Origin of the sequence: Anabaena azotica SJ-1, assembly GCF_047275885.1 — a bacterium.
In the GTDB taxonomy this organism is placed as follows: Bacteria; Cyanobacteriota; Cyanobacteriia; order Cyanobacteriales; family Nostocaceae; genus Trichormus_B; species Trichormus_B azotica_A.
Window position 1 is genome coordinate 3,685,891 of the sequence record NZ_CP178454.1, and the last position, 22,555, is coordinate 3,708,445.

16 protein-coding genes are annotated in these 22,555 nt (G+C 37.2%); 6 read left to right on the plus strand and 10 right to left on the minus strand.

The features are described 5' to 3' along the window. Nucleotides 1-77: 77 nt before the first annotated feature. Nucleotides 78-437 (plus strand): hypothetical protein, encoded by a 360-nt coding sequence (locus ACLLO5_RS16160; protein ID WP_413171525.1) that lies wholly within the window; start codon nt 78-80, stop codon nt 435-437. 448 nt (nt 438-885) lie between these two features. On the opposite strand, the gene ACLLO5_RS16165 is transcribed toward ACLLO5_RS16160, so the two are convergent. From ACLLO5_RS16165 to ACLLO5_RS16175, 3 genes are all read right to left on the minus strand, one after another. Further along, nucleotides 886-1,821, minus strand: coding sequence for an alpha/beta fold hydrolase (locus ACLLO5_RS16165; RefSeq protein WP_413176108.1), 936 nt, complete (start codon nt 1,819-1,821; stop codon nt 886-888). Between the two features lie 52 nt (nt 1,822-1,873). Further along, on the minus strand, nt 1,874-2,377 hold the full coding sequence (locus ACLLO5_RS16170; protein WP_413171526.1) for a DUF4112 domain-containing protein: 504 nt from the start codon (nt 2,375-2,377) through the stop codon (nt 1,874-1,876). 123 nt (nt 2,378-2,500) lie between these two features. Then, nucleotides 2,501-3,373, minus strand: coding sequence for a YihY/virulence factor BrkB family protein (locus ACLLO5_RS16175; RefSeq protein ID WP_413171527.1), 873 nt, complete (start codon nt 3,371-3,373; stop codon nt 2,501-2,503). Nucleotides 3,374-3,467: 94 nt separating this feature from the next. Between ACLLO5_RS16175 and ACLLO5_RS16180 the strand changes: the two genes are divergently transcribed. Then, complete coding sequence (locus ACLLO5_RS16180; RefSeq protein WP_413171528.1) at nt 3,468-4,013, plus strand: hypothetical protein; 546 nt, start codon at nt 3,468-3,470, stop codon at nt 4,011-4,013. Nucleotides 4,014-4,422: 409 nt separating this feature from the next. Here the strand turns inward: ACLLO5_RS16180 and ACLLO5_RS16185 are convergent, their stop codons facing one another. From ACLLO5_RS16185 to ACLLO5_RS16195, 3 genes are all read right to left on the minus strand, one after another. Beyond that, nucleotides 4,423-5,898 (minus strand): S8 family peptidase, encoded by a 1,476-nt coding sequence (locus tag ACLLO5_RS16185; RefSeq protein WP_413171529.1) that lies wholly within the window; start codon nt 5,896-5,898, stop codon nt 4,423-4,425. Nucleotides 5,899-6,271: 373 nt separating this feature from the next. Next, the gene (locus ACLLO5_RS16190) at nt 6,272-7,744 is read right to left on the minus strand and encodes a pentapeptide repeat-containing protein (protein WP_413171530.1); all 1,473 of its coding nucleotides are present in this window, start codon (nt 7,742-7,744) and stop codon (nt 6,272-6,274) included. 238 nt (nt 7,745-7,982) lie between these two features. Then, entirely contained in the window at nt 7,983-8,579 is a 597-nt protein-coding gene (locus ACLLO5_RS16195) for a pentapeptide repeat-containing protein (protein ID WP_413171531.1), read from the minus strand. 238 nt (nt 8,580-8,817) lie between these two features. Here ACLLO5_RS16195 and ACLLO5_RS16200 point away from each other — a divergent pair, with 238 nt between their 5' ends. Further along, entirely contained in the window at nt 8,818-9,942 is a 1,125-nt protein-coding gene (locus ACLLO5_RS16200; protein ID WP_413171532.1) for an FAD-dependent oxidoreductase, read from the plus strand. A gap of 45 nt (nt 9,943-9,987) precedes the next feature. On the opposite strand, the gene ACLLO5_RS16205 is transcribed toward ACLLO5_RS16200, so the two are convergent. Further along, nucleotides 9,988-10,716 carry a DUF429 domain-containing protein gene (locus tag ACLLO5_RS16205; RefSeq protein WP_413176109.1) on the minus strand — a complete coding sequence of 243 codons (729 nt, stop codon included), beginning with the start codon at nt 10,714-10,716 and terminating at the stop codon, nt 9,988-9,990. A 249-nt stretch (nt 10,717-10,965) separates the two neighbouring features. Continuing rightward, the gene (locus tag ACLLO5_RS16210; protein ID WP_413171533.1) at nt 10,966-12,420 is read right to left on the minus strand and encodes a GTP-binding protein; all 1,455 of its coding nucleotides are present in this window, start codon (nt 12,418-12,420) and stop codon (nt 10,966-10,968) included. 297 nt (nt 12,421-12,717) lie between these two features. Between ACLLO5_RS16210 and ACLLO5_RS16215 the strand changes: the two genes are divergently transcribed. Further along, nucleotides 12,718-14,439 (plus strand): EAL domain-containing protein, encoded by a 1,722-nt coding sequence (locus tag ACLLO5_RS16215; protein WP_413171534.1) that lies wholly within the window; start codon nt 12,718-12,720, stop codon nt 14,437-14,439. A 460-nt stretch (nt 14,440-14,899) separates the two neighbouring features. Here the strand turns inward: ACLLO5_RS16215 and ACLLO5_RS16220 are convergent, their stop codons facing one another. Beyond that, a complete protein-coding gene (locus ACLLO5_RS16220; protein WP_413171535.1) occupies nt 14,900-15,886 on the minus strand; it encodes a hypothetical protein in 987 nt (328 codons plus the stop codon). 51 nt (nt 15,887-15,937) lie between these two features. On the opposite strand from ACLLO5_RS16220, the gene ACLLO5_RS16225 reads away from it, so the two are divergent. Then, the gene (locus ACLLO5_RS16225) at nt 15,938-16,516 is read left to right on the plus strand and encodes a hypothetical protein (protein ID WP_413171536.1); all 579 of its coding nucleotides are present in this window, start codon (nt 15,938-15,940) and stop codon (nt 16,514-16,516) included. A gap of 94 nt (nt 16,517-16,610) precedes the next feature. Beyond that, nucleotides 16,611-18,968: a CHAT domain-containing protein gene (locus ACLLO5_RS16230; RefSeq protein WP_413171537.1), complete on the plus strand. Its 2,358-nt coding sequence runs from the start codon at nt 16,611-16,613 to the stop codon at nt 18,966-18,968. Nucleotides 18,969-19,181: 213 nt separating this feature from the next. Here the strand turns inward: ACLLO5_RS16230 and ACLLO5_RS16235 are convergent, their stop codons facing one another. Beyond that, on the minus strand, nt 19,182-22,451 hold the full coding sequence (locus tag ACLLO5_RS16235; RefSeq protein WP_413171538.1) for a GAF domain-containing protein: 3,270 nt from the start codon (nt 22,449-22,451) through the stop codon (nt 19,182-19,184). Between the last annotated feature and the right edge of the window lie 104 nt (nt 22,452-22,555).

A 22,555-nucleotide genomic window follows, 5' to 3' on the forward strand; every position in this document is an offset into this window, starting at 1 on the left:
TCCCTTCTTTACGAATGAGATAACACTTGTGTCTTCTAGTACAATAGACTACTAGAGGATGCAAGAGAAAATTGATCATGGACAATCAAAATGTCAGACCAGAACCAAAGGAAGTAGCAAAAGCCAGTCCAGAGGGAGCAAAAAATACATCCCCATCTAAAAACCTGCACAAAAGGCATCCTTGGTTATTGTTTATGGTTTTGTTTGGAATGTCTCTGGGAGTTGGCATCTTTGGTTATTACCAACTCATTTATATTGGCTACGTGCCACAAATACAAACCTCAAAACCCGCAGCAGCGGTCAGTCAAGAAACAAATACAACATCCTCTAATCTCAATAATCCTACACCTTTATGGTTAATGTTAGCGATCGCTCTTAGCTGCGCCTCTGGTTGCTGGGTTATTTATCGTTTACTCAAACTTCCCCAACGGATTTAAAAAAGCGTGTAGAGGAAAAATAACTGATTGCCTTTCTTTCATTGATAATTGATAACTGATAAAAGTGCCAACTTGGCAACCAATCACTAAAACACCAGGTTAAATTGATTAAAGATAAACGACTAAAGGGTGTTGTTATCAGGGTCTACTATCTCAATAAATTAGTCTAAAAAAAGATTTTTCACAAGTCTTTTTAATCGACATATAAAGCAATCTACACACCACCATTTTCTGAGCTATTAGTTCAGCAAAAAATAATAATCAGGTTTCACATTTGCTGCAACAGGAATATTAATAACATATAGTCACTGTCGTTGACGTACAATTTAGCCCCCCTAAATAACGGGCAGTGTCTATAAATATATTCCTCAACGCTCCAGCAGCAAATGTAGAGTGGGAGATAAATGGCGCTTGGTATGCCTACTCCCACTCTTCTTTTATTGGTAGTTCAACAGAAATTCGTATCCTGTAAAAATTTAATAATCTCTGCATTCACTACTTTAAAAGCGCCTGTTGATGCGTCATGATAGCAATTTTGCAGAATTTGAAAGCGGGAATTAGGGATATGTTGATGCAATTTTTCACCGTGACTAACAGGAAACCAACTATCTTGATCACCCCATAAAATTAGAGTTGGACATTCAATAGCACAGAGATTTTTTTGAATATTCGTCAACATATTTGGTTTTTTAGCTTGGAAATTTTCAATTTCCTTAACTGCTATTTGTAATTCTTCAGCCACTTTCACTAAAGTCCCCGGAATTTCAATAAACGGGTAGGTTATCCAATAAACATCTTCCTCTGTGAGAATAGAAGGATCAAATAAAACTCTCCGCCTTTCTATCGCCATAACTTCTCTAACTATAGGTGCAAACACATAAGCTAGACGTAAAAAATCAATTGTGTGGATGATTTCCAAAGGAGTTTGAGCCAGTATTCCCATCACCCAATGGGGTAATTTCTCAGTAAAAATAGGTGCATTCATTACTACTAACCTCCCAATTAAATGGGGCGATTTTCCAGCCAAGGCTAAAGAAACTAATGCGCCTAAAGATTCGGCAACAATTACTGGAGGTTCATCACATAAAGCTTGAATAATTCGCTCTAATTCAATCACTTGATGACCATTTTCTTCTCGGCGTGACAGAGGTTTTTCAGAAAATCCATAGCCTTTAGCGTCAAAACAAATTACCCGATAATATTTAGACAATGGCTCTATAATATGCCGCCAATTATAACTCCAACTGCCCAAACCATGTAATAAAATCAGCGGTTTACCTATACCTTTTTCACCGTAAGCAATTTGTACAGGATAACCATTAGCATCGGTAATAATTAGATTTTGCCGACCTTTGGGAAAGTTAATTTGCCACCAATCTTTCATATCAATAGGGAATAGGGAATATAAATTATATTTGAATTCAAAACTCATTCATTTAACTACCAGTTAGGGCTTTCCATAGCATTCCTATGATGATTACTGGTAATGCGATTAAAACAATGGACAATAGGAACAATCCCCCAATAAACAGAATGATAAAACCCTGATCAGCTTTCTTTTTTTCACCTGGACTTTTTACGTAATCTTCTAATAAAGTGAGGTTATAATTATTTGCTTTCCAGGCAAAATCAAATAAGTCTCCTAACATGGGGACAGCACCGACTAAGGCATCAATAATAATATTGACAACCATGCGTCCTAATGTAGCTCTTGATATACCCAGCCGTGCCGATTCGATGATAATGTAAAGAGAAAATATCAGTCCTAAAACATCACCACCAACAGGTATTAATCCCAAAAGAGGATCTAAACCAATACCAACTTGAGTTCCGGGAATGGTAATAGCATTATCCAAAACTTTACTAATTTGACGCAGACGTTTTAATGTCGGTGCATAACCATCAGATTCTATGTAGATTTTATTGGGAGAATTAGACATTTTTTGGTAATTGGTAATTGGTAATTGGTAATTGGTAATTGCTGGTAGGAAAATTACTTCCCCATCTCCCTCATCTTCCCTATTCTTCTTCTTTATTTACTGTCACCTGTCACCTGTCACCTGTCACCTATTTTTCATAGATTCACCAACAATTACATTTAATTGGTTGCCAACTAGAAGAACAAAGGCACTCATCCACAACCACAACATTAATACTATAAAAGTTCCCACTGTGCCGTAAACTTTATTATAATTTCCAAAATTGGTGACATAAAGGCGAAATAGGGCGGAAACTATTGCCCAAAAGATAGCTGCTAAAACTGCTCCTGGCATTAATGGAATACCTGGTGTCCACAAACTTGGTCCATAACGATAAACCAAACTAAATGTGGCAGCAACAATAACTAAGGCTAAAGGCCAAAGTAACAATTGCCAAATATGCAATAAGAATGCTAAATAACCATTACCACGTATCAATATACCCAAAAGTAAATCACTAATAAATACCAGAAAAGAAGCTAACATTAAAAGTAATATAGTCCCAATTGTTAATCCTAGAGAAATAAGTTTGGCTTTCCAAAATGGTCGCACATTTTCTGGAGAAATTTGTTCTATTTGATCAAATGCGGTCATAGCGGTGCTGACTGCACCAGAGGCTGTCCAAAGTGCGATCGCAAAACTGGCAGAAAACAAACCTCTATTTTTAGACTCGGCAATTTCTCTAGTAGCAAATTCACTAATTAAATTCCATGCTTCTTCAGGTACAATCTGACTCAGTTGCACTGTTGCCTGAATAAAGGTGTTTTGCAAGGATTCCGCTACTAAACCAATGGCTGTCAGTACGGCAAGAATCGCCGGAAACAATGATAACATGGCATTAAAGGCAATTTCTGAAGCCAGTCCTAACAGTCTCCTTTCTATAGTCCTGGCCATGGTTTTTTTAAATGTACGCCAATTGAGGTGGCGAAAGAACCTGATCCAACGATGCTTGGGCATATATTTGGTAAATTATTTAAGATCGCTATTTATACGGTAAAATTTTTTACGAGAAGACAGAATTATTTAATACTTAATACACTTAACTTAACTGATGACTGACAATATTGATAAAACAGCCCACTTAACACAAAAATGGTTAGCCGAAATTCAATCACTAAAACAGCAGATGGCTGAACTGCAACAAAAACGTGATGAGGCTTGGGAAAGTTCACAAAAATGGCGACAACTCTATAATACTGAATCAGAACAACGTCGTGCAGAAGCCAAGATGTACCAACAGACGTTAACGAAGCGATCGCAAGGAATTGCATCTGTAAAGGCTGAACTTCAGAAATTCCCAGGTATGGACGCTGATACAATCACTGAAACTACCACAACAGCGATTGAATCAGAATTGGTAGAACCAAAATCTGTAGAGGAATTAAAAGCTAAACTCGTCGCTGTTACTAAAGAACGCGATCGCCTCATTCAAGCTTTGAAAACAGAACAAGAAAATCATGCTCAAACCCGTAAAAACCTAACCACAGCTTTAGGTGATGCTATTGACAGTTTAGCAAAGGTGCGAGCAGCAAATAAGACTGTAGGAGAACCAGGGGGAGCAGTAAAAGCAGAAGAAACCGACGAAATAAGTCAGTGACGTACTCCACACACTCCCCTTTTGCCTTCGGCACGCTTACGCGAACAGGGTAAGAGTTATTTTGTGACTAATAATTTTTCAAACAAAACTATACAGATATAAACAAATATTTACAAAATTTTTAGGTGTAAACAAGAGTAAATTGGCTAATTTTCTCGATATATTAGCCACGCCTTTTATTGATGCTAAATATGGCTTGGTTAATAAAGCTAAAACTTAGATATATCAAGAGTTGGAAGGTTAAAAAGGTGAATCAGGTGCAAGGAATAAGCGTTGAAACTACCAAAAAACTATCACTGGATCTGATTCAAGACTATTCTTCTCTTCTTCTAATTCTTCCTCCTGACTCCTGACTCCTGACTCCTAGCCTTAATGGAAAGACTTTTTCAGCAAGCCCTAAATATAAATACTAGGAATAATATTTTTTAAACAAATCTTCCCCTTCAATATCCCCATCTCTATCAATAGTAGATTTACTTCCAGTGCTGTCATAAAAGCGCAATTCCCATTTATTATTATTTTTACTGTCATAAGTGAAGTATGCAGTTGTGGAAGTTGCCGTACTAGCATTACCAAACTTCACCTCTAAACTATTATCACCAACAGACATGACAATCGGTGGTAATTGTGTTTGAGAACCTAGCGGAAATAGTGAACCTATATCAAAAGGAAATTGTGAACCTATATCAATCGAATTGATAGGAAAGAAAGAATCTAAAGGTGGAAATAAAGAGGGCATTGAAGGGGTTGGATTTGAAGGCTGACTGGGTTGTGGAGAGTTGGCGCTATTTTCAGCCGTATTTGTGATTATGTCGCGTACTTGGCTTTCTGACAGGTTAGGGTTAGCACTAAGCAGCAGCGCCACTACCCCAGCTACATGGGGAGCAGCCATAGAAGTGCCAGTGTAATTACCATATTTATTATCTGGCAGTGTGGAGTAAATATTCTCACCTGGAGCAGTCACATATTTGATTTCTTGAGAACCAGAACGGTTAGAAAAATCAGTCAGTTGATTATTTTGATTTACTGCTCCAACAGCAATTCCTGAATCGTAGGCATAACGAGCCGGATAGGATGGTATAGAACCGCCATCATTACCTGCGGCCATGACAACAATTACCCCTTTAGTGCCAGCATATTCAATAGCTGTTTTGAGAGTATTGTTAGAAGAATTGCCCCCTAAGCTCAGGTTAATTACGTTTGCGCCATTATCTACTGCATAACGGATACCATTAGCAATATTTGCATAAGAACCTGAACCACTTTCATCTAAAACTTTTACTGCCATAATTTTGGAATTATAGGCAATACCAGTTACACCATCACCGTTATTTTCTCCGGCAATAGTTCCAGAAACATGAGTTCCATGACCATTGTCATCGAAAACATTGTTGCTATTACTATCAAAGTTCCAACCTTGAAAGTCATCAATATAACCATTGCTATCATCATCTATACCATTACCAGCAATTTCTTTATTATTTGTCCAGATATTATCATTCAAATCATTATGGTTGTAGTCAACTCCAGTATCTAAAACGGCAACAATAATGCCCTTTCCTGTATATCCATTTTGCCAAGCTGTGGGAGCATTTATTAAATCTGCACCCCAATTATTTCCACCCTGTTTAGGCGCATCTGTATAAGGACTCTCTCCCTTGGCTTTACTGACTGCTGCTCCTGCATTGACTAAGCCATAGCCATTGTTGGAGTTATAGCTACTAGCGGTGGCAATAGGTTCACTCTTTTCCTCTGATGCTAAACTGCTATGATTACCCCAACTTAAACTACTGTCAGCTTGAGTTTGAAATGTATCACTTGCAGAAATAGCAGCAATATTGAGTGATTTTTGATCAGAAAAATTGTTAGTAATATCAAATTTCATCAGATTTTTATCCTTAAAAATAGTATTTTTTTGTATCAGCCTAAATTAAACAAACCTTGGTTGAACAAAAGTTTGCAATTGCTTGGGAATTTTCAGTTATTACCCTTGGTTTAATAATTACTATGAATTGACAAATATAAAAAGCTATTTTGATTACGAATTTACTAATTGAAAAACAAGCAATCATGACAATTGCTAAGTCAGGATTTAATAACTTAATGGGAAGTTTAATGTGAGGATTTAATAATAAGAAATAAAATCAGGAAAATTTTAAATAGGAGGATTAATGTATTCAAAATCAGAAAAATTAAATAAAAATGTAGAATGCACCCAAGGTAGCAAGAAGGGCTGTTTTAGAGATTTAATTAGATATTTAAACAGATTGTAGCCAACTGGCTGGCGCTTCGATATAATCAGGGAGACGAGTTGTGCGATCGCCTAACGCCATAACTATCTGCTCAGATTCCAGGTTTTTCGCCCCAGTTAAAATCGCTCCAGTCAGTTTAACATCACAAAGATGAGCGCCTGATAAGTTAGCCCCCATCAAATTTGCCCAGGAAAGATCAGCTTCATCAAGCGTTGCTAGAGAAAGATTTGCTCCCATCAAATTAGCATTATGTAAATCTGCTTCCGTCAAACTAGCCTCACTGAGATTAGCAAAATAGATATCAGTTTGCTGTAATTTTGCAGCATTCAAATTTGCACCTTGCAGATTCGCCCCATTGAGATTTGCGCCTTGCAAATTTGCCGCAGTCAATCCGGCTGAACTTAAATTAGTTTTACCCAATTTCGCTCCTTGTAAGTTAGCTAAAAATAACTTAGCACCTGATAAATTAGCAGCTTTGAGATTTGCTTGTTGCAAATTGGCTTTATACAAGTTTGCAGCTTGTAAATTAGCTGAACGCAAACTAGCACCACACAAATTAGCTGAACGTAGGTTTACTCCATATAAATTAGCAAGATTCAGATTTGCCCGATTCAAATTAACTCCCCGTAAACTCGCTTTAAATAAGTTGGCTTCATAAAGAATCGAACCAATAAGTTTTACACCATCCAAGTCTGCTTCACTTAAATCAACTTCCCGCAAGTCTGCACCGCACAAATCAGATCCGCGCAAATCAACTCGTTGTAGTTTAGCTCCTGCTAAGTCTACTCGTCTAATGTCAATATTGCGTAAATCCAGTTTTTGATTTGCTCGGTCTTGTTGAAAATTGCGTCTACCGATGACAGTTAAAGCAGCTTGAATATCAGTACGAAGTTTAAAAGATTCCCATGATAGAGAATAATCTGCTGGCTGTTGACGACGCACTCTGTCACGATTTTTACCGAAATCAATCGCCATCATATCTTCTGGTTTTTGTAGCTTTCGCTCCATTTGTACGGGTGCATTTTCACGAACAAAAGCAGTAAGAATTTCCATAATTGTCCAGTGTTCTTGAGGAAAATCCTGGGCAATTCTTTCTAAGGCATAAATAGCACCTATGCGCGTTTCTACTTTCTCATGTCCTAACTGAGCAATAGAGCCAATAAATCGTTCTGCAATTAGTCTGTCTTGGGTGAGTTTAGTATTTTCAATGCCAATTGCCAGAGTTTTCTCCGCCGTAATAGCATTTTTTTGCATGACTTGATTCCGCTTGGCTGCGTAATAAGCATTAAGTGTAACAGCTAAACCCAGAAAAACTATGGCAGTGGTAGTTAATGCTTGGTTTTTGTTAGTTATTCGCTGCTGAAGTGATAACTTCTCAATATTAGTAGATGCGAAGACAATCAGTATTAAGGACAGAGCAACAATAACGATGATGGTGATCAACCAATGTAATGTTGCATCTGTCTTTTTAGCAGACATACCAGAAAGATGCTTCACAATAATGAGTTATTACTGAGATGATTAAAAAAAATAGTATAGCATTTAGCTTCAAATTTAGATATCTAAAATTTTCTCACAAAAAAGGGGAAAAATTTTCCCTTTTCCCCTTACCTTTAGTATTCTTGGTATATTTTGTTTCTTAAAAGTTGTCATACTGCCAGTAAACGACTGGCTACAAATCAAAGCAACTGTTTTTCTTACCCTACAGCCTTATTTTTTAAAAGTTCAACTTAGCTTCCCTTAAATTCGCTCCCTCAAGGATGGCATCATTCAAAATAGCATCCTGTAAACTAGCTAAATATAGATTAGCTCGATGTAAATTAGCACCAGAAAGATTAGCACCAGAGAGATTTGCCGCACTGAGTATTGCACCAGAAAGATTGACAAAATTGAGATTTGCACCAGAGAGATTTGCCGCACTGAGTATTGCACCCTCTAGGTTTGCGCCAGAAAGATTTGCCTGTGATAAATTCGCTTGATAAAGGTTACTTTGTTCTAGGTTGGCATTTTGTAAGTTTATTCCCCTTAAGTCTGTATAACTTAAGTCAATCTGCTCATTTTCTGGATCTTTGTTTGGATCTCTGCTCACAATTATGGTCATGGCTGCTTGAATTACTGCTCGTGTGTTTGCTGAGGAATTAGCTGTTATTTCTTGTGAGGATAGATTGGCGGTTGTATTTCGCACAAACTTAGTCAGCATATCCATAATTATCCAGTGGTATTGTGGATTAACTTCCAGAAGATGCTCCAAATCCTTAATTGCTGATAGACTGGTTTCTATTGGATGATTTTCCAGTCTTTTGATAACCTTCATTAAGTAAAATTGATACGAATTATTATCTAGATTATGTTTAATTTTCTCCTGAATTTCCAGAATCCAACGGATGATTTTTATCATTGGGGTATTATTAATAAAAATAATCTTTCTTAACATTTTCTGTGTATAGTTTTAGTAATTTATAACTAGGGAATGGTCATTTTTTTTACTTTTTAAGTTTCGTGTTTGAATTAATTACTTCAATTTAGTATTCAAAAAACAACCCAAATATGTAATGCCGAAAAAACTAGTGCTGATTGGTGGTGGTCATAGTCATGCCCTTGTATTGAGACTTTTGGGTAATAAACCTTTATCTGGGGTCAGATTGGCTTTAATTACACCAGATATATATACGCCATATTCAGGAATGTTACCCGGACATATTGCAGGATTTTATAGTTATTCTCAATGCCATATAGATTTGCAAAGTTTAAGCAATTTTGCTCATGCTCAGTTATGTCTTGATCATGTAATTGGACTGGATTTAAACAATAAAAAAGTGCTTTGTGCTAACCAACCTGCGGTAGATTTTGATATATTGTCTATTGATATTGGCAGCACACCGTCAAAATTGTCTGTACCAGGTGCAGCAGAATATACAATTGCTGCAAAACCTGTGGCGCAATTTTTGGAGCATTGGTATAAATTACAGGAAAATGCGGTTAAAAATCCTCAAAAATCTCTAAATATTGCCATTGTTGGCGGTGGTGCTGGTGGTGTAGAATTGGCATTATCAATGGTTGCTGGTTTGAGAAAATCAGAAGTTCATTTATTTCAAAGTAGTCAGGAATTAATGCCAAGTCATCACCAATTGGTGCGGCGAATTATGCGAGATATTTTAATTAATAAAGATGTTAAATTGCATTTAGGTGAAAGGGTGTGTGAGGTTGTAGAGCTAATAAATAAACGGCTGGCAATTAAATGTGAATCTGGCTTAATGGTAACTTGTGATTATGCGTTTTGGGTGACACAAGCTTCTGCTGCAAGCTGGTTGAAAGCTGCGGGAATTGGTACTGATGACCAAGGTTTTATTTTAGTAAATGATTATTTGCAATCTGTGACGCATCCTCATATTTTTGCCGCAGGTGATATTGCTAAAATGATTAATTATGAATTACCAAAAGCTGGTGTATTTGCGGTGCGTCAAGGTAAGCCGCTGTATGAAAATTTACGAAGAATGATTTCGGGTGCATCTCTAAAACCATATAAACCACAAACAACTTATTTAAGTTTAATTGGTACAGGAGATGGACGTGCATTAGCTAATAGAGGCAATTTGACTTTACCTCCCCATCAGTTATGGTGGTGTTGGAAAGATTTGATCGATCGCAATTTTATGGAACAATTTCCCCATCAGTAAAATCTACAGAGGCTGTATTCGGAAAAAGTTGTTGGGTAGCTTTGTCTAGGTTTTTAGTAGCGGTATGACAATATAACCTGTGGTTAAATCGCCTAAAACTAGATTGCTTTGTATCCCCCAAAACCACCAATAGGCAGCTACATAAGCGCAAATTAAGCTATCTAATTTATCTTCTGTTTCTTTAAGTGCTGTACCTGTGGTGGGAATTTCTAAAGGGAAGGAATCAATAAGACCCAGAGGAGGTGAAAGAGAAGGAAGAATTTCCAGAATATAATTTTGGAGTTTGATTAATTCTAAACGGCGATCGCTTATTCTGCCTTTTTTATATTTGAGGATGCGTTCTAATCCAAATAAGTTGACGATAGCCGGGTGGGGGAAAACTTCGATTTGATATCTTCCTGGTGTTTGGGGTTCAATGGTAGGTGCATGAACAAAACCACGGGATTCTAATTCCAGTCCAAAATTAATAGTACGTTCCGCAAAGGCTAAGTTTTGGTTGGCTGGGTAGCATCCCGCATGATATTTACCAAAGTATTTATGACTGAGTTTATCTGGTAAGCGACTGCCTGTAAAGTTGGGGATCAAAGTTGGTGCATCTACAGCAATCATCGCTGGTGCTTCTGGTTGTACAATTTTATCAATCCAAGTCAAGATATCTGCAATGGCTTCTTGGCGACCTAAATCCAGTAGTTGCAGTTTTCCATCTACTAATTCTAAACAACATAGTCCACTGGGTTGTGATTTCCAGCCTAAATCAATACCGATAAATTTCATAGGGCATGGGGTAAAAATAGGGTTTGCTGAAAAAGTCTTCTCGTGATGACAGGTGACAGGTGACAGGTGACAGGTGACAGTTTCAAGAGTTGGATGGGAACGATTTTTTCTTTGAGTAGGAATTAAATGCATGGTTTTTAAGTTTCCACCTCCTAAAAGCTTGCACTTTTTTTACTTCCAACAGGCTAAGACCCTTTACCTGTAATCTTTTCATATTTATTCAGCAAGCCCAAAATAAATAATTACGAATTAGGAATTACCTCTTTTTCTCACTTTCACTTTTGTCAACAACTCATCTTTGATGCGGTTCAAAATGGAAGTCTCATCCAAAGTTGACAAAATTTGACTAACGACTGCTTTTGGTCCTTCTGGTCCCCAGGTCGCCCCATTAGCTAAATAAGCCTTGGTAACTTGACCAATACCATAAGAAGAAACACCAGCGACTCCTGCTTGTGTAATGGCTACGGATATATAGGGTCCAAGGGCGATTCCGGCTGTGGCTGAAGCAGAGATACCTAATAAGGTTTTTAACCCACTTAATCCCAAATTTGCCAGTAATTCACTGGCTCCGATACCACCCATGCTCATGGCAATTTTTTGCAGTAATTTGACTGCACCACTTTCTGTCATGGGGATGCCGTAGAGTTTAGATAAACCTAAAATTAAGGCAATATCAATAACCACACTGCTAAGTATATCAACTACAGTTACAGGATTGAGTGCGATCGCCACAGCTTTGGTCATCACAGCTTTCCAAATCAACTCCTTCGCATTTTGTTCCCGAATCATCAGTTTACGCTGGACAACTTGCTCATTCACTGTATCAGCGTAAAGCATGGAGTTTAGCGCCACCAAAGCCTTACCTTCCCGGTGTAGAATTTCTAAAATTTTCAGTTTTAGTTCATCCACTTGAGCATGACCTTGACGCAATTGTATACTCCTGCTACCATCAGCACGAAGTACAGCCGTTTTTACCAAAGGTGAAGCCGCAGACATGACAATTTCTTCAGGTGAAAGCAACTCTCGTACCCTGTCATCTCGAATTTTCTCGTAAATTGCAATCCGGTCAGCTTCTGGATACTGGTCAACTTTGTTAAACACCAAAATAATCGGTTTACCTACTTCTCGTAACTGGGAAAGCGCCACCTGTTCAATTTTGGTCATATCCCCAGAAATCACAAACAGAATTAAATCGGCTTGTTTTGCCACCTGTTGGGCTAACGCAGCGCGGGTTTCACCGTCAACTTCATCTAATCCCGGAGTATCAATTAATTCCACTTGGGACTGACCAGTAGCAGGTAAACTCACTCTTAAAGTACCCATTGCCTCTTCACTGATACGCCAATTCACCTTTTGTTCTGCACGGGTAACACCATGCAAGGGGCCAGTTTCAAATACAGCTTGACCCACTAAAGCATTAAGTAGAGAAGACTTACCACGTCCTACCATCCCAAATGCCGCAATCTGCACCACCATACTTTCTAGTTTTACAAGCATGGTTTCCAAGTCGGCTATTTCAGCTTCCAACCCTGATTTTTCCTGGGTGCTGAGGTCAAGATTGTTGACTAAATTACGTAGTGCTGTTTTTGCTTGTGTATAGTTGAGTTCCGCTTGAATATCTTCAAACGTAAAAATGGCGCTATCTAGTTCTTCTTCCCAGTTGGGTGAATCACTGTGTTCAGGTTGGGGTAATGTCGATGTCATGTCAATTTCCGGATTTTTGATGAACCTCTTTATTGATCGTAAGCAAACGAACACGATATTAGCCGTCAGTTAGGGAAAATTTGCACAAATATGTATTCTATTCAATACCTCCGGCTACCAGCTTTTTCAGGCTAACGCCAAAAATACCTATTTTATAATTAACCAATTTCTCAAATATTCTGACTCCTGAATTTTTGCATTTCCTTTTTTGTCGCATAGGATTTAGAATTTCTATATCACTCAGGCTTTAAAATTGGTTAACAATCTAAATTATCACCTGTAATCAAACATTACCAAATGAATAAGATTTTGATAATTGAAGATGATTCCATCATGCGAGAGATTATTCAGCAAATTCTCGATATTGACGGATTCTCTACCATAACCGCAGAAAATGGGTGGCAAGGCTTACAAATGATTGAACAGTATCAACCGGATTTGATAATTTGTGATGTGATGATGCCTCGTTTGGATGGTTACAGCCTGATTCAGACATTGAGACAAAATCCAATCACTGCAACTATTCCTTTTATTTTTTTGACGGCTAAAGTAGAGCGTTGTGATCTACGTCAAGCAATGGAACTTGGTGCTGATGATTACTTAACTAAGCCTTTTGAAGCCCCTGAACTCCTACAAGCAATTAAGACACAACTCAAGAAACGTCAAACTGTTACTCAACATTATATAAATCAAATCCAGCGCCTGGAAAATGAGTCTATATATTTGGCTCGTCATGACAGCTTAACAGATTTACCTAACCAACTTTTTTTGGAAGAGCATTTCAATAAAATCCGTTTTCAAGTTTATAGTCAGTGTCAAATACTGCCCTTATTACTCATTGATATAGATATACTTCCCCGTAATAAATTATTTTTTGGAACTAATTTAAAACATTTATTTATCAAAGCATTAGTCAAAAGATTAAATTATGAGGATTTGCTAAATAATTCCATCAATTTAATTGCTCATTTGAAAACAGACCAACTGGCAATATCTCTGAAACCAATTCAAAATATTAAAATGGTAGGTGATATTGCTCAAGAAATTTTAGATAATTTAGCACAACCTTTATTTATCAATAATCAAGAAGTATTTATGCAAGCAAGAATTGGCATCGCTTGTTATCCTAATGATGGATTACAACTCAGTCAATTACTCACTTATGCAGAATTTGCTTTAGAACATTATCAACCAGAAGACACGAGATTATATCATTTTTATAGTCAAGAAATATTGGATATTTTTTTCAGAAAAGTTATTTTAGAAACTGATTTGCATTATGCTCTAGACAGAAATGAATTTCAGCTTTATTATCAACCTCAAGTTAATGCCATAACAGGTAAAGTTATTTGTGTTGAGGCATTAATCCGTTGGAAACATCCAGAATATGGAATGATTCCTCCAGCAGAATTTATTCCTATTGCTGAGGAATCTGGCTTTATTATTCCTTTGGGAGAATGGATACTCAAAACAGCTTGTACTCAAATTCAAACTTTGCAATCTGTTGTAAATAATTTGAATATAGCTGTAAATATATCTGCTTGTCAGTTGAAAACAGCAAATTTCAGTGAAAAAATTATGGAAATTATTACTGAAACTGGTATTGCACCTGAATTATTAGAATTAGAATTGACGGAAACAATATTTATTCAAGACATTGAATCAGTCAAGCAAAAATTAACTGCTTTGAGTAATCAGGGTATTAAAATATCAATTGATGACTTTGGTACTGGTTATTCATCATTTAAATATCTGCAAGAATTTTCTTTTCATAATCTGAAAATAGAGCGTTATTTTATTAGCAATATTGATCATTTTAAAAATAAACAGGCGCTGGTAAAGAGTATTATTCAGACAGCAGATAATCTCAAGCTCAATATTATTGCTGAAGGAGTAGAAACAAAAAAGGAGTTAGATTGGCTGATAAACAATAATTGTGAGATCGTGCAGGGTTATTTTTTTAGTCCTCCTTTATCAATAGAAGAATTAAAAAAATTTCTATCAAGGAATAATTCATAAGTCAGGAGTCAGAATGCTTATGAAATCAAGAATAGAGAGCAGTGAGATTTGATCAAAATCATCAACGTTGACTAAAAAAGCCTTTATTGGGTATCGACCGAGATATGTGCAGAATGGGACACGGTGTAAAGTTTAGTTAACTTGGTTGCTAAAATCCTTAATTTACCATTGTTTCAGCCTCAATCTGAACTTGACTATTCAAAAGAAAACATTCCCTAAAAAGGGCATTTATGGGCAAATTGGGGAGACTGAATAGCGTGAAGAGTTGATTTTATTGTCCAGATACTTGAATGTCTCCATACCATTTTTGGACAAGTTAGTAAATCACTAAATCAGTTTTTGCAACATTTGTTTATAAAGTGTCCCATTTTGCCGTTATCTCGGCTCAATACCTTATACACTAATGAAAGCTATTAACTCTATCTTTTGGTTGAAGATTAATCAATTAATAATAATTATTCTATTTATTAACCATATCCGCAGGACGGCTAAGGATTAATAACTGTATTTGGCTTTGGTCTGTGTTTATTATTAATAAAGGAGGACGGTTATAAGATTTTCGTTTGGATGATAATGCAGGGAACAGATAAACCCATTTATCGGTTTGAATCAACAAACGCCAGACTGTAGGCTCTTCTGGGTTAGTTATCATATCATTTGTTGGTGACCGCCAAATTAGATAAAATTGGTTAACATCCCCAACAATACGGAAATCATTTGGTGAAGAAGGCTTACTAAGCAACTTGTCTAGTTCTTTAGTAACTTGCGGATCTACTAGGTTACGCCCTATTGCCAAATTTTCTTTCTTTGTGACTAGAGTAACAATGGGTCTGGTAGAAGTTTGATTAACCGCATCCCGAACAGCATCAGCATGACCTTGGTAATAAGAGAAGCAAAACAAAGCAGTTAATACCCAGCTTACAATCACAATGTCTTTAGACAAAGGCTGTGACAATGTCTTGGTGAAAGAACGTAATTTTCTCAATAGATAAAACTCATGCAGTTGTTGCGAAAAATGTTTCCATTTATAGGAAATTTTTTGAGACTTAATATTGGATGTTTGAGGTAATGTAGATTTATGTTTGCTTTCATTATTAATTAAATATACCTTGGCTGGTAATAATATTAGTGTATGAGTATTTTTATGGTCATTAGAATTCGTTTCTTTAATTAACCATAAGGTAAAATTAATTACAACATATAAGCAAATAATTAATAAAGATGTTTGTAATAATTTTAATGTGTCTCCTAAAAATATTTGAACAGGTACTATAAAAAACGACTCAAATGGTAGTTGAATAGAAGTAATTTCTAGCTCAAAAAAGCCATAATAAGCCCACCGATATATCCAGCCAGAAAAGTAAACAAAAATACTTAAAACTGCTAGTAAACTAGCAAAGCTGCTAAGAATATTGACATTAACAGAATTATTAGTATTTGATGACATAAGATTAACTAGCTTTACTTTATATGTAGTCAACATCTTACTATTTTAAATATGAAAGTTTTTTTTGTAATATTAACTTTAATTTTGACAGTTCTAGCAATTGGTAAAAGAGAAAAATTACTAGCTGTAAGTAAAACTAGTGAGATAGTTCAAACAGAGAAACAAAAATATAACCCGCAGCAAAAAATTTCCTTGGGATTACATAATCTTATGAGCATAGTACTCAAGAACGGACGTTCTATACTGGGTACTTTGATAGGAATTAACTCTAAAAAACAAACTGTTGAGATTAAACCTCATAATCAAGGTAGTCCTCGCTCAATTCAAATTAGTGAAATTCAACGAATAGTTGCTGACAGAAGTAGCCCAGTGATACAAAGCGATGGTAAGCCCCCTATCATCCGAGGAGAGGATAATGCAGTTTCCAGACAAAGCACGTGGTCAAAAATTCCACTCAATCAGGTGCTATTACAACAAGAACAAATAAATGTAGATTTATTAAATGTAGTAACTCCCAGACAACTCCGTGGTATTCATTCGGTATCCGAAAATAGTTTATACGTAGTAGATGAAATTGAGTTCAATCCTTCAGGAGAAATAAACATTAAAGTCACACCTATCGACAGATAAAATAAGTAACTTGCTAAATCTAAACTGTGCAGATATGCCTTCAATGTATATCTACAGCATCTGAAGTTTTAAGTTGTATCAACTGTAAATTTATATGCAACGCGCTCTCAGTATTTTTTTTGCCTTGGGAATTACCTTGGCTCCATTAGCTGTGCAATCAGCTAATCAACCAGGATGGATACAAACTCAGAATCCTCAGATAGAAGAAGTACTAAGACTTTTGAAGCAAGCACGGCAGCAAACCCAACAACAGCAACCGGAACAAGCAATAGAAACTTTTCAGCAACTTCTAGGGATTGCACAACAGTTACAAGATAGAAAACTACAGGCAATTGCTCTGCTTGGAATCGGTTTTAACTACAGCTACATAGGGCAGCCTCAAGAAGCTTTGAAGTATTACAATCAAGCCCTGCCTATTTGCCGAGAGATAAGTGACCGTTCTGGGGAAGCCATTGCCTTGAATAATATCGGTAGTATCTACAGCTACATAGGGCAACCTCAAGAAGCTTTGAAGTATTACAATCAAGCCCTGCCTATTCGCCGAAAGATAAGTGACCGTTATGGAGAAGCCACAACCCTGAATAATATCGGTAGTGTCTACAGTGACATAAAACAGCCTCAAGAAGCCTTGAAGTATTACAATCAAGCCCTGCCTATTCGCCGAAAGATAAGCGACCGTTCTGGGGAAGCCACAACCTTGAATAATATTGGTTTGGTCTACAGTGACATAGGACAGCCTCAAGAAGCCTTGAAGTATTACAATCAAGCCCTGCCTATTCGCCGAAAGATAAGTGACCGTTATGGAGAAGCCATTACCTTGAATAATATCGGTGGCATCCACAGAAACACTGGGCAGCCCCAAAAAGCCTTGGAGTTTTTTAACAAAGCCCTGACTCTTCACCAAGAAATAGGTGAGCGTTTTGAAGAAGCTACAACTTTGAGTAATATCGGTGGTATCTATAGGGATCTAGGGCAAATTGTTAAAGCTACTAAAAAATTTGAGGAATCAGTCAAAATTACTCTGGCAACTCGTGGAGGATTGACGAGAATAAATCGTCCTGATTTTTTGAAAGCACAACGAGGAACTTCCATCGCCCTCATCGACATTTTGATTCGTCAAAACCAAATAGATTCCGCCTATGAGTGGGCAAACCTTATTACAACTGCTGATTTAATTGACTATATCCGCCTAATAAATGCCAAAGTTAAAAATCCCGACGCGCAAAAAGCGATTGATGAGTGGAATCAACAAAATCAGCAGTTGAAATCTCTGCGTCAGCAATTGCAAGAAAAATTTTCTGAAAAACTATCTCACCAAATGCGAGAGCAAGAAGCCAAAGTTTACCAGATAGGAGAAGAAATATCTCATGACTTCCCTGAAGTAGCGGAACTGTTTGAAAATACTCCGACTGACATTGCCAAATTAAGAGCAAGTATCCCCACAGGTACAACTGTCATTCATCCTGTTCTGCTGGCTAATGTGAAAAATGTTTCAAACACAATCGCATTATTTGTCTTAACTAAAGATAAGCTGACAGTAACTACTGTACCTATAAAACCTGCTGAGTACGATAATCTACTGACTGAAACCTTAAAAAATCTTAATAACCGTTTTGATGATGATTACCTTGATAACCTCGCAAAACTCTATGATTTAATAATTCGTCCAGTAGAAATCCAAATTCACGCAACTAATCCCAAACAACTTAGCTTTATAGCCACTGATCAACTCCGCTACATACCTTTTGAAGCACTTTATGACAGTAAAACTGACCAATACTTGATTCAAAAATATTCTGTTAGTTACTTGACTCGAATCTCTCCAAATTCTCTTCAAGTAGCCAAAAAAACAAACCCTCAATTACCAAAACGGGTTTTGGCGGTTGGTAATCCCAAACCTAAATCTACCCTAGCACTCTCAGGAGCAGAAACAGAAGTCAAGAGTATTATTAATATTTTTCCAGAAAGTGAAGCCCTTATCCGCGACAAAGCTACCCTTGAAAGTTTTAAAACTCAAGCTCCTCGTTTTTCACTACTACACCTAGCAACACACGGCTGTTTTCAGCCAAGAGGTTGTCCTAGATTAGGTTTGGAAAAAAATACCCTCGTCTTTGCTGATCAAACACTCGAAATAAAAGATGCTGCATTACTAGGGCTAGAAAATGTTGACTTAATTACCTTAAGTGCTTGTCAAACTGGATTCAAAGCTGATTCACAAGGACAAGAAATTTCTGGACTAGCATACTTGTTTGAACGCGCTGGTGCTAAAGCTGTGATCGCCAGTCTTTGGAGTGTTGAGGATAAAAGTACTCAGAAAATAATGGTTGATTTTTACGCAAATATTAAGCGGGGTTTGAGTAAAGCTGAGGCTTTACGACAAGCCAAGCTAAGTAGGACTAAAAGCCATCCTTGGTACTGGTCGCCTTTTGTCCTTATAGGTGATCCACGGTAGATGAGCATATAGGTATTTTTAGCGTCAAACCAGCATGGCAAAGCTGAGGGGTTATCAGTTTTGATATCCTTCATGATGTTTATTTGGGTAGTGGTGAAGTTGGCGATATTGCCAGTGCTACCAGGACAGTTTGATTGTCAGCATCACGCTATTTTAATTTGGTAGCTGTAACTTTACAACGAATCGCACTTGCACGTATCTCGGCGGACACCCTTATTCTCCTGACTTGGAATAAGGAATACTAACTGTGATTGTTGTTCCCTTTCCTACTTTGCTATCTAATTCAATATCTCCTTTGTGCAGATCAACACATTTTTTGACTATTGCTAAACCCAAACCTGTACCAGAAATACTGCCAACATTAGAGGCTCGATAAAAAGATGCAAATAAATTGATTTGATCTGCTTCAGGAATGCCGATACCTGCATCTTTTATTTTTAAGATAAATTTGTCATTTTTGATATTTAAACTAAGGTTAATTAAACTATTTTCGGGAGAATATTTAATGGCATTGCTAAGGAGATTTGTGAGAATTTGACGGATAATTTTTGGGTCGAACTGAATAACATAAGTATTATCTAATATTGGCTCGCTGGTATTGAGAGAAAACTTTATTGTATGTTTAGTAGTAGTAGTTTCTATTTGCTCTTTGAGACGAAGACAGAAGGAAATGATATCTAATTCTTCTGGTTTAAATTCCATCTTCTCTGATTCAGTGCGATTGATCATGAGGACATCATCAAGAAGTTGGACAATATGCTTGATGGTTTTTTGGATAGTCTCTAGATGTCCCTGTTTTTTTTCAGCATTGAGACGATCGCCAAAATTTTGTAAAATGCCTGTAGATGAGGAAATAATCGCTAATGGTGTGCGAAACTCATGGGAGGCCATGGAAATAAAGCGCGATCGCATCTTGCTGACTTCTTTTTCTTGCACTAGAGACTTTTGTAATTGCTCAAACAGATCCGCTTGTTGAATAGCGATCGCTAATTGGTAGGCTATTTGTTTGACAAGTTCAATCTCAAACTCTTGCCAATGACGGGTTTGGGAACATTGATGAATACACAATAAACCCCATAAATTTTCTCCCTCTAGTAATGGAACCACCAAATTAGCCCGCACCTGAAATTGTACCAAAACATCACGATGACAGTCTGTGAGTCCGGCATTGTCAATATCATCTACTACTTGAATTCTACCTTTTTGATAGTGGGAAGCATATTTTTCACCAAAACAATGGTCATGAATTTTAGTCGTTAGGGCAGATATAAAACCAGTAACTACAGATTCTGAGACAATTTCACCATCGTTAAAATTGCTCTCAGGATCAAATCTGAAAATTCCTACCCGATCGGCATTAATTAATTGTCTAATTTCTTGAGTAGCAGTATTAAAAATAGTTGCTAAATCCAGGGATTGACGAATGCGTTGGGTGGTCTCGTGTAGTAAATGTTCTCTTTCTGTTTGTTGCTGAATTATTTTTTCTGCTTGTTTGCGTTCTGTAATATCAATAAGTATGCCTTGACATCCTATAACTACACCATCAGTCTTTTTAAGAACTGAAGCATGGGATGCCATCCAAATATAACTACCATCTTGATGAAGATGACGCAATTCTACATTTACTAACTGATTGTTACATTTGACCAATTCTTCAAAAATGCTGCCGATGTATGAGCGGTCATCGGGATGAATTAACTGTAGAAACGATTTTCCATACCATTCTTCTACTTCCCAGCCAAATCGCTCTTTAAATTGTGGTGAAAGGTAGATTACTTTTCCTTCTGTGTTACATATCCAAGTTACATGAGTAACGAATTCTACTAAATTGCGGTATTTAGTTTCACTAGCTTGCAATGCTTGAGTGCGTTCTTGAACTTGATTTTCCAAGTCTTGATTGAGTTGGTGTAACCTATTTAAAGCTAGTTGGAGTTCTGATTCTGCTTTTTGTCGTTGTATGAGTTCAATTTGTAGCTGTTGGTAAGAGTTTGCTTGTTGAATAGCAACTGAAAGTTGAATTGACAGTTGCCGCACTAATTCGATTTCATCAAGTTGCCAATTGTGAGGAGTATCATGGTAACTTGTTAATATCAACCCCCACAGTTGATCTGCCACGATGATGGGAACCATGAGTTTGGCGCGAATATCAAACCCTGTGAGTATATCTTGATAGCATTGAGTAATAGATTCAGAGTAGATATCATTGATTACCTGAATCTGTCCTTGACGGTAAGGTTCAAGGTGTTCTGTAGTCATACAGGGATCTTGAAACTGGCGATTAAGGACAGAAAGCTCACGATTCACTATGGATTCGGCGATCACGATCCCAGTTAAATGGGGATATAATTGGTAGATAATGACGCGATCGCACTTCAACAGCGTTCTGATCTCTGCAACTGTGGTATTGAGAATATCTTGTAAATCTAGAGATGAGCGAATTTGAGAAGCAACTTTAGTAATTAATTGCTCGCGCTCTATTTTTCTCCTGAGTATGATGGTTTGATCATCTACTTCCTGTTTTAGTTCAACATTGCGATTTTCTAGTAGTTCTATTTTCTCGGCTTCTAATTGCAATACTTTTTTTTCTAATACTTCGGTTAATTTATATAATTCTAAGGGATTAAGGACTTGTAAAATGCTGCTTTGTGTAACAATGCCTAGCAGTTCCCCTTCTATTCCTATCACTGCTAAACGCTGAATCAATCGCTGCTCCATCATCTGCTGCACAGTCCACAAAGATTCATTAGCATTGACACAGAAGACAGGTGTACTCATCACAGCCTGTGCTGAACAGGTTTCAAAATTCAGGTTTAGAGCCTGAAACTGGACAATATCACGCTCAGTGACAATTCCCATGGGAATTTGTCCAGATTCCTGTGTTTGCACAATCATCACGGAACTAACTCGATTTTCTGCCATTAACCGAGCGATCGCTAATATGGAAACATTAGGAGCAGCACAAATCACCTTTTTCGTCATCACTTCATTGACAAGCCGCAACCGCAACAGGTCTACTGGACGTGATTTTTGCCGCAAACTTTCGTGAGTCAGCAATCCCACCAGTTGATTTTGCTCATCAACCACAGGTAAATGGCGAATGCGGTTGTGTTGGAGTACATTAACAGCAAAAAAGAGGTCAGTAAATTCCGATTCACGCAAGGTAACTACAGGATGAGCCATCACATCACGGATAGCTAGGTTGTCTAAATTTCGTTTTTGGGCGCTCAGTCGTACCACATCCCGTTCTGTGAAAATCCCCACTGGTTGATTATCTTCTACTACCAGTACACAGCTAGAGCGTGCCTCCACGAGTAAGCTATCCATTTGGCTATCAGTGGCTTGAGAAACCGAACAAACTGCTCTTAGACCACTCATTTGGGCGATCGCTTCCATAACAGTTGTATCTTTTGTCACTGTTAACGGATTACGAACAATAGCCGACTTTAGTTCAGCTTCACTGATAGAACTTGCAGGTATCAACATTTGGGAATAAATTTATTTATTTTGATTTTATGTAATTACTCTTATAATAATCGCACTACAATTTAACACAGCATAATTGATTTTTCAAATAATTCTCATCAGAT

Bases quoted from the DNA above. Each gene is read 5' to 3' on its own strand.
- ACLLO5_RS16160 (WP_413171525.1), top strand. From the start codon at position 78: ATGGACAATCAAAATGTCAGACCAGAACCAAAGGAAGTAGCAAAAGCC.
- ACLLO5_RS16165 (WP_413176108.1), bottom strand. From the start codon at position 1,821: ATGAAAGATTGGTGGCAAATTAACTTTCCCAAAGGTCGGCAAAATCTA.
- ACLLO5_RS16170 (WP_413171526.1), bottom strand. From the start codon at position 2,377: ATGTCTAATTCTCCCAATAAAATCTACATAGAATCTGATGGTTATGCA.
- ACLLO5_RS16175 (WP_413171527.1), bottom strand. From the start codon at position 3,373: ATGCCCAAGCATCGTTGGATCAGGTTCTTTCGCCACCTCAATTGGCGT.
- ACLLO5_RS16180 (WP_413171528.1), top strand. From the start codon at position 3,468: ATGACTGACAATATTGATAAAACAGCCCACTTAACACAAAAATGGTTA.
- ACLLO5_RS16185 (WP_413171529.1), bottom strand. From the start codon at position 5,898: ATGAAATTTGATATTACTAACAATTTTTCTGATCAAAAATCACTCAAT.
- ACLLO5_RS16190 (WP_413171530.1), bottom strand. From the start codon at position 7,744: ATGTCTGCTAAAAAGACAGATGCAACATTACATTGGTTGATCACCATC.
- ACLLO5_RS16195 (WP_413171531.1), bottom strand. From the start codon at position 8,579: ATGAAGGTTATCAAAAGACTGGAAAATCATCCAATAGAAACCAGTCTA.
- ACLLO5_RS16200 (WP_413171532.1), top strand. From the start codon at position 8,818: ATGCCGAAAAAACTAGTGCTGATTGGTGGTGGTCATAGTCATGCCCTT.
- ACLLO5_RS16205 (WP_413176109.1), bottom strand. From the start codon at position 10,716: ATGAAATTTATCGGTATTGATTTAGGCTGGAAATCACAACCCAGTGGA.
- ACLLO5_RS16210 (WP_413171533.1), bottom strand. From the start codon at position 12,420: ATGACATCGACATTACCCCAACCTGAACACAGTGATTCACCCAACTGG.
- ACLLO5_RS16215 (WP_413171534.1), top strand. From the start codon at position 12,718: ATGAATAAGATTTTGATAATTGAAGATGATTCCATCATGCGAGAGATT.
- ACLLO5_RS16220 (WP_413171535.1), bottom strand. From the start codon at position 15,886: ATGTCATCAAATACTAATAATTCTGTTAATGTCAATATTCTTAGCAGC.
- ACLLO5_RS16225 (WP_413171536.1), top strand. From the start codon at position 15,938: ATGAAAGTTTTTTTTGTAATATTAACTTTAATTTTGACAGTTCTAGCA.
- ACLLO5_RS16230 (WP_413171537.1), top strand. From the start codon at position 16,611: ATGCAACGCGCTCTCAGTATTTTTTTTGCCTTGGGAATTACCTTGGCT.
- ACLLO5_RS16235 (WP_413171538.1), bottom strand. From the start codon at position 22,451: ATGTTGATACCTGCAAGTTCTATCAGTGAAGCTGAACTAAAGTCGGCT.